The 12,845-nt window shown below is 46.1% G+C and carries 9 protein-coding genes; 4 read left to right on the top strand and 5 right to left on the bottom strand.

Annotation, left to right across the window (positions count from 1 at the left end):
* Position 1: 1 nt before the first annotated feature.
* Positions 2-460, bottom strand: coding sequence for a MarR family winged helix-turn-helix transcriptional regulator (locus FIU99_RS06170; protein WP_006959001.1), 459 nt, complete (start codon positions 458-460; stop codon positions 2-4).
* Between the two features lie 119 nt (positions 461-579).
* On the opposite strand from FIU99_RS06170, the gene FIU99_RS06165 reads away from it, so the two are divergent.
* The gene (locus FIU99_RS06165; RefSeq protein WP_006959002.1) at positions 580-1,002 is read left to right on the top strand and encodes an organic hydroperoxide resistance protein; all 423 of its coding nucleotides are present in this window, start codon (positions 580-582) and stop codon (positions 1,000-1,002) included.
* 64 nt (positions 1,003-1,066) lie between these two features.
* On the opposite strand, the gene metE is transcribed toward FIU99_RS06165, so the two are convergent.
* A complete protein-coding gene (metE, locus tag FIU99_RS06160; protein ID WP_006959004.1) occupies positions 1,067-3,346 on the bottom strand; it encodes a 5-methyltetrahydropteroyltriglutamate--homocysteine S-methyltransferase in 2,280 nt (759 codons plus the stop codon).
* A 276-nt stretch (positions 3,347-3,622) separates the two neighbouring features.
* Between metE and metR the strand changes: the two genes are divergently transcribed.
* Entirely contained in the window at positions 3,623-4,534 is a 912-nt protein-coding gene (gene metR, locus FIU99_RS06155) for an HTH-type transcriptional regulator MetR (RefSeq protein ID WP_152472129.1), read from the top strand.
* A 31-nt stretch (positions 4,535-4,565) separates the two neighbouring features.
* On the opposite strand, the gene FIU99_RS06150 is transcribed toward metR, so the two are convergent.
* The 3 genes from FIU99_RS06150 to FIU99_RS06140 form a co-directional block, all read right to left on the bottom strand.
* Positions 4,566-4,766 (bottom strand): DUF4250 domain-containing protein, encoded by a 201-nt coding sequence (locus FIU99_RS06150; RefSeq protein ID WP_006959008.1) that lies wholly within the window; start codon positions 4,764-4,766, stop codon positions 4,566-4,568.
* Positions 4,767-4,836: 70 nt separating this feature from the next.
* Entirely contained in the window at positions 4,837-5,517 is a 681-nt protein-coding gene (locus FIU99_RS06145) for a hypothetical protein (protein WP_039951635.1), read from the bottom strand.
* Between the two features lie 139 nt (positions 5,518-5,656).
* Complete coding sequence (locus tag FIU99_RS06140; RefSeq protein ID WP_006959013.1) at positions 5,657-8,146, bottom strand: EAL domain-containing protein; 2,490 nt, start codon at positions 8,144-8,146, stop codon at positions 5,657-5,659.
* A 212-nt stretch (positions 8,147-8,358) separates the two neighbouring features.
* Here FIU99_RS06140 and FIU99_RS06135 point away from each other — a divergent pair, with 212 nt between their 5' ends.
* Positions 8,359-10,638: a YgiQ family radical SAM protein gene (locus tag FIU99_RS06135; RefSeq protein WP_006959015.1), complete on the top strand. Its 2,280-nt coding sequence runs from the start codon at positions 8,359-8,361 to the stop codon at positions 10,636-10,638.
* Positions 10,639-10,806: 168 nt separating this feature from the next.
* Positions 10,807-12,819: a methyl-accepting chemotaxis protein gene (locus tag FIU99_RS06130; protein ID WP_039951637.1), complete on the top strand. Its 2,013-nt coding sequence runs from the start codon at positions 10,807-10,809 to the stop codon at positions 12,817-12,819.
* Positions 12,820-12,845: the final 26 nt, after the last annotated feature.

Below are 12,845 nucleotides of genomic sequence, written 5' to 3'. Positions count from 1 at the left end.
CCTAAACTAGATTGTTCAGAACCTTCTCGCATAGTTGCTTAAGCGTCACCAGTTCATCGACCTCAAGATCAATTTTGCATCGCATCGCGTTAGGCACTGATTTCGCCGAATCCTTGAGCGCCTGACCAGCATTGGTCAGGTTAAGTACTCTTACACGCTCATCCTCTTGGCTTCTGCCTCTGGCAACAAACCCTTTCACTTCCAGCCTTTTCAGCAATGGGGTCAATGTGCCTGAATCAAGATGGAGCCTTGTTCCCAAATCTTTTACGCTGGCGCCATCTTTTTCCCAAAGCAACATCATCACCAAATATTGAGAGTAGGTAAGATCCAGCTGTTCAAGCATAGGTCGGTAAGCGCGAATTACTGCATTTGCCGCACTGTAAAGCGGGAAACAAACCTGATTATCCAGCAATAGCTTCTCTTCATCCGTCATGTTTTCTACATTTTGACACTTACTCATTCGACACCTATCAAATAAAAACATTTAAATTGCGCACAATATAGTTGCATTCCAGATAATTTTCGATCTAATATTGCAGGCAATTAAATTGCACACAACTCAAATAAAAGGAAGATGACATGACAACTCTATACAAAACTTCAGCTAAAGCGCTTGCAGGTCGTAATGGTCAAGTGAAAACTGACGATGGTTTACTTGATCTAGAACTTGCTTACCCTAAAGAAATGGGTGGCAGTGGCGCAGCGACCAACCCAGAGCAACTATTTGCGGCTGGTTACTCTGCCTGTTTTTCTAATGCCATTTTGCACGTTGCTCGAGAAGCGAAAGTGGCGATCAGTCAAGCACCAGTCACTGCAGAAGTCGGGATTGGCCCAAATGATAATGGCGGATTTGCGCTGACTATTAGCCTCGCTGCAGAAGTGGATTTACCTCAGGAACAGGCTCTAGAATTGACTCGCGTTGCCCATCAGGTGTGCCCTTACTCTAACGCTGTTCGCGGTAATATTGATGTTCAAGTAACTGTGAATGGCGAATCTCTCTAACTCTATCCAAACACAAAAATGCCGATCGATAGATCGGCATTTTCACATCAACGGTGTCCCTTCGTTACGCAAACTCTTTACGCAGTTTTTTCGCCGCCGACACCATATTAGCTAGCGACGCTTCTGTTTCAGCCCAGTTTCGTGTTTTCAAGCCACAATCTGGATTCACCCATAACCTTTTCGCTGGGATCTTCTCAGCCGCTTTGTTGATCAATCCTTCAATCCACTCCTCACTCGGGATGTTAGGCGAGTGAATATCGTAGACACCTGGGCCAATCTCATTCGGGTAATTAAACTCTTCGAACGCTTTAAGGAGCTCCATGTTTGAGCGCGATGTTTCAATCGTAATCACATCTGCATCCAGTGCTGCGACTGAGTCGATGATCTCGTTAAACTCTGAGTAACACATGTGCGTATGTATCTGAGTTTCTGGTTTTGCACTAGCTGCGGAAATTTTGAAAGCATCCACCGCCCATTCTAAATACTCTGTATGGTCACGTTTTTTAAGTGGCAAACCTTCACGAATCGCCGGCTCATCAATCTGGATGATATTGATGCCCGCATCCTGCAGATCAGACACTTCATCACGCAATGCAAGCGCTAGTTGATTGGTGATCTCCTTGCGACTGATGTCCTCACGAGGAAACGTCCAGCAAAGGATGGTTACAGGCCCAGTTAACATACCTTTCATTTGTTTGGACGTCAGCGATTGTGCATAGGTCGACCACTCAACGGTAATAGGCTTCTCACGTTCAATGTCTGCAACGACAATCGCAGGCTTCACACAGCGAGACCCGTAACTCTGAACCCAGCCAAACTTTGTTGTTTGAAAACCGGCCAAGTTCTCTGCAAAGTACTCAACCATATCATTTCGCTCAGCTTCACCATGAACCAGCACGTCGAGATCCAATGCTTCCTGTCGCTTCACGGCGTCTTCGATATGCCCTTTTAGGGCTGCTACATATTCAGAGTCAGACATTTGACCAGTACGGTAAGCACTTCTCTGAACTCGTATTTCGTGAGTTTGAGGAAATGAGCCAATAGTCGTTGTTGGGAAAAGCGGTAAACCTAGCACAGCACTTTGATACTCTGCGCGTTCCTCATAGGGTGCGCTGCGCTCTGCCAGCGATTTGGTGATTTGATTTAATCGCTCCTGCACCTGAGGTTTGTTAACGTGTGTTGCTGTTTTTCGAGCCTCAATTGGAGCACTATAGACAACACATTCTTGAATGGCTTGCTGGTTGCCGTCCAGTGCTTTGCCTAACAAAGCAACTTCATGCACCTTCTGTTTGGCAAAGGCGAACCAACTGCGAACTTCTTCCGACAACGCAGGTTCAAGCTCTAAATCAACTGGGCTATGCAGTAATGAACATGAACTCGCGACCCATAACCTATCACCTAATTGCTGCTTAACAGGCTGCAAAAGCTCAAGCTGTGTGCTGAGATCAGCGCGCCAAACGTTGCGTCCATTAACCACGCCTGCGGACAGTATCCACTCTTTGGGCAAACGAGATACTACGGTGCTCAGTTGCTGAGGTGCGGCTGCTAGGTCAATATGCAAACCATCAACATCGAGTTCAACAATCTTATCTAATGTGTCATCAACGGAATCAAAATATGTTGTCAGCAGCACTTTTATGTCGCTGCGAATCACCTGATACGCGAGTTTGAATGAAGTTAACCAAGGTTTTTCGAGTTCTAGCGACAATACGGGTTCATCTATCTGTACCCATTCGACCCCTTGCTTAGACAGCTTTGACAAGATGTTCTGATAAGCCGTAAGAAGACGCGGTAACAAGGTTAGGCGGTCGAACCCTTCATTCACCTCTTTGCCAAGATAAAGATAGCTGATCGGCCCCAGTAGAACAGGTTTCACGTTGTGACCAGCTTTCGTTGCTTCACTCACCTCTTCAAACAGTTGCGGCCAACTGACGTCAAAACTATCGTCTTCACTGAACTCTGGCACAATATAATGGTAATTGGTGTTAAACCATTTGGTCATGTCTGATGCCGCAGAGCCATTACAATCGCAATTCACCTGCGACTGCCCACGCCCCACTTTAAACAAAGTATCCAGATCCGGGAAGCCATCACGATGGCGTTTAGGCACATGGCCCAACAATAAAGTCGTGGTAAGTACATGGTCATACCAAGCAAAATCACCGGCAGTAACGAAACTCAGATCTGCATCAGATTGCGTCTGCCAGTTCTTGTTACGTAGCTCGGCGCCAACGGCCTTTAACTCAGCCTGTTCAATTTCACCACGCCAGTATTTCTCCAACGCAAACTTAAGTTCACGCTTTTCACCAATTCTTGGGTATCCCAAAATGTGAGTTGTTGTCATAGCCCTAATCCTTCTGGTTTGTAATCGTAGATGTATGTTCTGTTCAGACGGCATAGAAGGCGTCTGGATGGCTAAACTATCTCGCCAACCTAGTGGCGGAACAAGTTCCAATTATTCAACCTGTTTATTAGATTATTTCATGTTACTTATGCCTTACATGTGAAATCTCCATATTCAAAGTCATATGACTTTTTAGACGTCTAGATGTTTACACTCCTAAAAAATGCAGGTAAGTTAGTTATATTCATCATCAGTGATTACGGTTGAAGGGATTTCATGATTGAGCTTAAGCATCTGAAAACATTAGCAACGTTGCGAGATACGGGGTCGTTAACCGCCACCGCAACGACGTTACATCTCACTCAGTCAGCCTTGTCTCATCAAATAAAAGATCTCGAAGCCAGAATTGGCGGTCAGTTATTTCTGCGAAAAACACGCCCGGTAAGGTTTACATCTGAAGGCGAGATTCTTCTGAATTTGGCGGATCAAGTGCTGCCACGATTAGCCCGAGCAGAGAATGAACTTGCCAGCCTGAAAGAAGACGTCAATGGACGCCTGCACATGGCAATTGAATGTCACTCTTGCTTCCAATGGTTAATGCCAGCTTTGAGGGAGTACCAAGTTGCTTGGCCAAGCGTGACTCTGGACTTCTCATCGGGATTTGGTTTCGAGCCTCTGCCTGCGTTGATGAGTGGCGAGTTGGATTTAGTCATTACCTCGGATATCCAGCCTAGGTCAGAAGTCCATTATGAACCCTTGTTTGATTTTGAAATGCGCCTTGTCACCGCGACCAATCACCCGCTTGCGGCAAACACATCTGTCGAACCAAGTGATTTGGAAAACGAAACCATGTTGTCTTATCCGGTACAAAAAAACCGACTGGATGTGGTGAAACATTTTCTCCACCCAGCAGGCATTGAACCAGCAAAATGGAAACAGGCTGATAACACTCTGATGTTAGTCCAAATGGTCTCAGCAAGCTTGGGAGTCGCCGCGTTACCAAACTGGGCCATCAGCGAATTCTCTCGTCAGGGGTTGATAACCAGTATTTCGCTTGGTGATGGTTTATGGCGACGCCTTTTCGCCGCGACTCGCAATTCAGACAAAGATAAACGTTACCTTCAGGCGTTTTTTAATACTGCAAGACAGCAATCGAAGAGTCATTTGGAAGGGATAAAAACGGTATAAAAAAGGAGGCAATCAGCCTCCTTTTTAAGTGTTATCTGTCATAAGATTTGAACTGATTGGTGAGAGGATCATACTGATAGCCGAGGACATCGAGCTTACCAATCACAGTTTCGACATCCATTTCATACATGGTCACAAGCTCTTCAAAGCTGTTACATTCGAGTCTCAGCTTTTCATTAACGATACCAAGCAAGATGATGCTATCTAACCTTCCAACGTTACTCAGATCCATAGCCACACTCCTGTGCTGATCGCCTATCTCAAGCGTAGCTTCAAATCCTCAAATTTAAAGTGAGCCGCTTCTAAAGAACGAACAAGCCTTGATTAAACGTCGTGGCCGAAACCAACGTCAACAATGCTACTGCCAACTGAATTTTGTTGACGGTTTTCGACACAATGATGTGCCAGCACCAGGTGAGGACGGACGTAATAAGAAGAGCAAAACCTATCAACAAAGGCTGAGTCGCCTGAGTAAGGACAGCTTCTTCTAGACCAAAAGCTTTTAAAAGAATTGCTAGGCTCATCAGCATTGCCGAGATAACACCCGTTACTGGTAAAATACGATGAAAAGCCTGAAGCCTAGTGCGGGCTACAGTAAGAAGTAAGTGAGCAAACAGAGCGCCTAGAAGAATGATCTGAACGAATACGTTTAGGCCAGCCGCTAAATCAGGTTGCTCACCAATACCAATCGCGACATACGCCAGCGCCAGGCCATTGGCAAGATACATCACCCACAATGGGCCTTGTACCCGAGTTTTTTTGGTCTGAACCTGCGAGTAAAAGTAAGCAATCGCAAACACCACCATCATGGCTTCGATTTTCAACGACGCGACGGCTAGCCACATAATGGCGAGAACAGGGAGAACTTTATGAATACGACCTCGCTGGCCTGGGCAAATATCTCCTTTGACTAAAATAAGCGTCAAAATTAACTGAGCGCCTAAAAGCATAGGAGGAAACACTGCTAACAATTGTTGAACCATGATGTGAGCTATTACTATTGTTTTTAATGGAAGCGGATAATAGCAGACTTGCTTAGATAAGTGCCACCAGCGTTACCTTACCCCTATCGATACAATGAGTAATCGCTGAAGTACAAATGGTATTTGTCCAACGTTATAGCTACAAAGCATGTACTTCATGCACAGGCTGGCCGCTTAAAAGATACTGAACAATTCTTTCTTGCTCGACAATACCTTTGAATCTCGATTCTTCATCCACCAACACCCATGGAAAAGGTGCTCGCTCAATAAGCGCCTTAACCTCACTCAACGATATGTGCCAGTCCAATAGTGTTTTTGGTGCGGACATCATGCGGTGTGCTGATTTGTGCCACATCGTATGCTCTTTACTGGTCTCATGGTCTGTTCCCATACTTGGTGTCATATGAAGATTCAGCGCAGCTCTATCAATGATACCGACACAATGTTGCGATTCGATCACTGGTACAATATTAATTTCCACATTGCTAAAATAAGTGTGTATCAAGGATAGCGGCTCTCCTGGGTCAATATGAGGAAGCTGCGCCGTCATCAGTTCTGCGATAGTCCCTGCATGACCTTTCTCCATCTCATTGTTCGTTGGTAATTCACAATAGTTCTTAGCAACTCTCAATGCTTCAATTGGCAATGGCTTGGAAAAAAAATAGCCCTGGATGCAATCCACGCCCAAGCTACGCAACGTTAGGTATTCATCTCTTGTTTCAACGCCCTCAGCCACGACCTTAAGTTTTAATTTCTGAGCCAACTGAATAATGGTATTGACGACATGATATTGCCGACTAGCAAAGCGAATGCCTTGGACAAAGCTTCGATCAATTTTCAAAACATCAAAGTAGCTCTTATTGAGATAATCGAAAGACGCACATCCTGTACCAAAATCGTCAACAGCAATGGATACGCCAGCTTTTCGAATCGCTGCAAGCAACTGCTCTTGGTAACTGTCGCCATCAAAATACGCACTTTCCGTAAACTCAATCGTCAACATATCCGGTTTGATGCCACTTTGATCGATGAGCTGGGCGCTGTGGCGAAGGATCTCCGCGATGTCTTGCTTGGTATTGAATGAACGATTGACAGATAGCCCAACATGGTCGCCAAACAGTTGCTGCAGCTCCGGTAGCACAGACATAGCTTTTCGGTTAACGACGTCATCCAAACTGACAATTAAATCAAGGTCTTCGACAATATTGATAAGCTCCTGCGTTGATGCACTCGTCGTTTCGTTGACAGGAAAACGACATAGGGCCTCAAATTTGTCGATTCTACCCTTCTTAATATCGATAATTGGCTGGAAAAAAACGTCGATTGTCTCCGCCAAGATGGCTTGCTCGACCCAACTCTCTAGCTGCTTTTTACGCTCCACTTGTTCATGGATCTCGCGATCATAAAACGCAATCCTCTTACTTTCGCCAGAATGGAGTTCAAGCAGAGACTGCAATGCATGAGACAACAGCTGCCTGGGCGACTTGGCATCTGAGTGCATTACGGAAACCCCTGTTAGACCAAACTTGAGCGATTGAGCGACAGTGCCCTGAGCATGCTTGAAGCTGTGGAAAAAGGCTTTAATCATCTTCCTAATAGCGCGAACATTTTCAGTCCCCTGGGAGTTTTCTACACTCAATGTCACCGCAAACCGACCATCACCAATATAGCTTGCATACGGAACCAAGGAGTTTTCAGCAATGTAGCTAGCAAACTGACGTTTAACCTCTTGCTCATTCGCCAACGGAAACTGCGGTTGTAACGCCAGCATTATCAGCAACTCTTCACCTTGGTTATCACCATACTCTTTGTCCAGCTGCTCTAAAAACCGCTCTGGAGACGGTAATTGAGTCAGTAAATCAACACCGCCAGTTTCTCGGTCGTCAATTCGGTGAAGCTGATTAGATAAATCTGCACACAACCCCAAAAAGTAAGATTCACCGTTTCCCGGCTCAATCTTATGAATAGTTAATTCTTGGGGTAGGACGGAGTTGTCCGCTTTTTTAGTCAGCATAGGACCACTCCAGTGACCATGCCGTTCGATGCTGTGCCACAGGTCACGGTAATAATCTGCGCTAAGTTTTTCTGCGTTCAGAATATTCGTTTTTAAGCCCAGAATATCTTCGAGCTGATGGCCTGTAATTCGCTCAAAATGGCGGTTACACGCAAGGATTCGGGTTTCTGAGTCCGTCACTAAGACACCATGGTGTCTGTTCTCAAATACAGAATAAAAAATATCCGCTGCGACCATTCTCGATGGAATAACCAAACACGGAGCAACCACGCCTTTTAGCACAAACTCACTTTCCGCTTGGATGATGAACTCTACGTAAGTGAACAAGCTATTGGGTGTAAGTAAGCAGCAATGGAATGAATGAGTTTTGTCGGAAGCTAATGCGGACTTAAACATAGTACGAGCCATACGACGCTGAGTCGTCGGCAGCAGCTTGAGTAGCTCCTTGGCTGAAATGGTGGGTTTATGACAGCCAAAGAGCCGTTTCATCGCCTCGGGCTCGCAACTAAACTCCTGAGTAACAAGATCTAGCTGCCAGGTGTACGTTTGGTATTTGCGCTGACGATGGGGGGCTGCTTTCTCTTCCACAGCTATCTCGGAATCTACGCCATGCATAAGCACACACCTCAAATTTTATATTCATCACCACCCTATAATATTAGTCCCATATGAAGGCGTAATCCGTTATATAGCTAACACAACTAACAACAACCTGATGCATAACTAATAGGACGTGCATTAGGCATGAAGAATCTAGGGACATGTTGAGGTAGATAGTAGTCTCTCAAGCCGCTATAATTCGCGCTCCCTGGAACAGAGAACAAAATATGTACAGCAATATCACCCCTATTCATGAGCACAAAAAATACTGGGCAGAGTGCTTCGGTAATGCCCCTTTCCTACCGACAAGTCGTAAGGAAATGGATGCCCTAGGATGGGACAGCTGTGACATTATAATCGTGACTGGCGACGCTTACGTGGATCACCCAAGCTTTGGTATGGCAATTATCGGTCGCCTGCTTGAAGCTCAAGGGTTTCGTGTCGGTATCATTGCACAGCCTGAATGGCACAATAAAGATGCTTTCACTCAATTGGGTCGACCAAATCTGTTCTTCGGCATCACTGCTGGCAACATGGACTCAATGATCAACCGTTATACAGCTGACCGTAAGCTACGCCATGATGACGCCTATACACCAAACAACGAAGGCGGTAAACGCCCTGATCGCGCGACATTAGTATACTCTCAGCGCTGTCGTGAAGCTTACAAAGGTGTGCCGCTTGTTCTTGGGGGAATCGAAGCCAGCTTACGTCGTTTAGCCCACTACGATTACTGGTCCGATAAAGTTCGTCGCTCCATTTTGTTTGACGCAAAAGCAGATATCTTACTATTTGGTAACGCAGAGCGCGCACTGGTTGAAGTTGCCCACCGATTGGCTGATGGTGAAGAGATTGGCACGATGACTAATATTCGCGGTACGGTTGTCAGCCTGCCAGCGGAGCCAGAAGGCTATAAGATCATTGACTCTTCACGTATTGAAAAACCGCGTAAAGAAGCTTTCATCCCACCGAACCCATATACGGTAGAAGAACAGTGTGACACCAAAGCGAAAACTGAAGAGCCTGAAGCGAAGCCTATCGCTATTCGTCCTTCTCGTCACGATGCAGCAACAACTGCGGTACGTATCCCGCATTTTGAAAAGCTGAATAATGACCGAATTCTCTACGCTCATGCCAGCCGTATTATGCACCTTGAGACTAACCCATATTCTGGTCGCGCATTAATTCAACGTCACGGTGATCGTGAACTTTGGGTTAACCAAGCTCCGATTCCTCTTTCAACGGAGGAGATGGATTACGTTTTCGGCCTGCCTTACGCACGTGTACCGCACCCGAAATATGGTAAAGCAAAGATTCCTGCCTACGACATGATCAAAACCTCCGTGAACATCATGCGTGGCTGTTTTGGTGGCTGTTCTTTCTGTTCTATTACTGAGCACGAAGGTCGTATCATCCAAAACCGTTCTCAAGAGTCGATCATAAACGAGCTTGAAGAAATCCGAGACAAAGTACCAGGCTTCACTGGTACCATTTCCGACCTTGGTGGTCCAACGGCAAACATGTATCGACTCGGCTGTAGCGATCCGAAAGCTGAAGCAAACTGTCGCCGTCCATCGTGTGTTTTCCCTGGGATCTGTAACAAGCTGAATACCGACCACAAGCACACTATCGATCTGTATCGCGCAGCACGTAAAGTGGAAGGTGTCAAAAAAGTGATGATAGCTTCTGGCGTTCGTTACGATTTGGCCATCGAGTCACCTGAATACGTTAAAGAGTTAGTTACTCACCATGTTGGCGGTTATCTGAAGATCGCACCTGAGCACACAGAAAAAGGTCCACTGAACCTAATGATGAAGCCTGGCATGGGAACTTACGATCGTTTCAAAGAAATGTTTGAGAAGTACAGTGCAGAAGCAGGCAAGAAGCAGTATCTGATCCCTTACTTCATCTCTGCGCACCCGGGCACCGAAGATGAAGACATGCTGAACTTAGCGCTGTGGCTTAAGAAGAACGACTTCGAGTGTGATCAGGTACAAAACTTCTATCCATCACCGATGTGTAACGCCACATCGATGTACTACTCGGAAACCAATCCACTTAAGCGTGTTAAGTACAAACAACGCGAAGAAGTGCCAGTAGCGAAAGGAGAGCGCCAGCGCCGCTTGCACAAAGCCCTACTGCGTTACCATGATCCGGCTAACTGGCCGCTAATTCGCGAAGCGCTTATTAGCATGGGCAAAAAGCACTTAATTGGTGACAAACAGAGCTGTCTGGTACCAGCAGAAGACAATGGAGCCCTGACTCCCGCACAGCGAAGAAAATCTGGTCGTCATGGCTCAAACCGTTTCGCGACTAAACATACAAAAAGTCAGCCAGGGTTTGAAAAGATGAACGGCTCTGGTCAGAAAAAACCAAACAATAGCCGCAACTCAGGTAACGGTGGTAAACCAACAGGTGGTCGAAATGGTAAGCCGGGCGGTCATAGTAACAGTAAGCCACCAGCGGGCGGAAAACCTTCGGCAGGTCGCAAGCCTAAACGTCGATAAGCAACCCACTCTGACACATTTTAAAATCGCAGCTTAGGCTGCGATTTTTTATTGTCATCAATCCCTTCTAACTCGCCTACTACGGATAAATTTATTAATTATTTGCGCCTTGGTTCATAGGTTCCATACTTAGTTCATTGGAATCCAACTCCCGATGGAGAGATAGAGATGAACGTTCGTCTGTCCCATGCCCTCTATATGGGCTTTTCAATAATAATAATTACCACCCTGATTTTAGCTTTCATCGTCTGGTCTCTCGTCAACAAATCTGCCACCATTTCACAGGAAATAGAGTCTGATGATGTACCCGGAGTGTTGGCCTACTTCAACGTATTGGATGCAATTGGAAGCCTACAAACTAACGCCCTCGAATATCTCAATGGCGATGCAGGGCAACGCAATGCTTTTGAAGAGAATGCCAATGAATTCCAGCAGCAATACTTGCGATTACGTGCGCTAGAGTCGGCTAAAGCCTCCGACGTCGAGAAAATGGATCGCATCATTAGCCTAGCGAACCAATACATTGAACGCATTAACCAAGGCATCTTCACCAAATTCAACCCCGCCGATGAACAGCAAGCTATCGATAAAATCAATCAGCTGACCAAAAACATTGGGGCACCGTTGGAGGATTTACTCGATCAACTCGCAGAAAAGCGTTTTACCGAAGCCTATAAAAGCACCGAGCTCGATAGGACTTTGAATCAAGACTTACCGAGTATTCGTTATTATCTTGAGTTGGTCGACGAAGCCGGCGATATGATTGCAACGCTCAATGCCTACATTATGGGTGACCCAGCAGCACGAGACACCTTTAACAATGATGCCGGCGCCTTTGCAGGATATCTCGATAAACTCCGTCCTCTAGAACCAGATCCGCAAGCTTCAAGCCAAATCGACGAGGTTGAACAGTATTACTACGACATTATTCGTATTGCTCAGGAGGTCTTTGAAGGCTACGACCCTTCGGGTAAGAGATCAGCAAACATGCTGGTCGGTGAATTGAAGCAATCTATTATTCTTCCGCTGGAAGAAATCCTCAATAACTCGGCCACAGAAGAAACCAACGACTCTATCCAAGCCTTAGCAGAACTCAACAACAATATGTCGACCATTATTTTCTGGCTGACCATAAATGTTATTGTGGTGTTGGTTGTCGGCATTGCTGTCGCTTGGGGCCTACTAAACATCATCCGTCAGAGACTAGATGTGATTGCAGCAAAAGCCAAGTCCATTGCTGACGGTGATTTGTCAGAACCGCCGATCAATGAAACCAACAAAGATGAACTGGGTGAACTCGCTCGTGCAATTGATGCAATGCAACAGTCTCTCAGAAGTGTGTTATCCAATATCACAAGTGTTGCTTCTGAAGTTGCTAGCAACACGCAAATGGTCGAGGACACAACTAAATTGGTTGCTTCTGGTATTGAGGAACAAGCAGACAAAGCTACACTAATCGCCAGTGCTGTCGAAGAGATGACTGTTACCGTCAATCAGGTTGCAGATCAAAGCACTGACGCTGCAGCAAGTTCACGTCAGGCTGGTGAGGAAGCAACCAATGGCGGTAAATTGATGCAAGAAACCGTCAATGGCATGAATCGGATCTCCGAAGTCGTCAATGAAACCGCAGAAACTGTCGACAGTTTAGGTAAACGCGGAGAAGAGATCGGTAACGTCATCAAAGTCATTAACGATATCGCCGAACAAACCAACTTGCTCGCGCTCAATGCAGCCATTGAAGCCGCACGAGCTGGTGAACTTGGTCGAGGGTTTGCCGTGGTCGCTGACGAAGTACGAAGTCTGGCTGAAAGAACCTCAAAAGCGACAGAAGAGGTAGGCGGTTTGATAAGCTCGATTCAGAACGAAACACGTCAGGCCGTAGAGCGGATGAGCGAAGGGACTCATTTAGTTGCAGAAGGTGTAACCCTCTCTAATTCTGCCGGGGATGCCCTAACACAGATCGTGTCCCGTGCTCAGGATGTGAACCAAATGATCGATATGATCGCAACTGCCGGAAATGAGCAAGCTACAGCAGCACAAGAGATGTCGCGTGACATCAATACCATCAGCCAAATTGCCGACAACTCGGTTCGCACCACTCAAGATGGCGCTCAAGCGGTCAGCCAGCTTTACCGAAAAGTCGAGGAACTGGAACAAGTTGTCGCTCGTTTTAAACTTTAATCAATAAAAAAGGCTTAGCCTCAATG

This window comes from Vibrio sp. THAF64 (assembly GCF_009363455.1).
GTDB classification, from domain to species: Bacteria; Pseudomonadota; Gammaproteobacteria; order Enterobacterales; family Vibrionaceae; genus Vibrio; species Vibrio coralliilyticus.
Note: the sequence above shows the minus strand (reverse complement) of the source record. Positions and strands in the feature narration are given on the sequence as shown.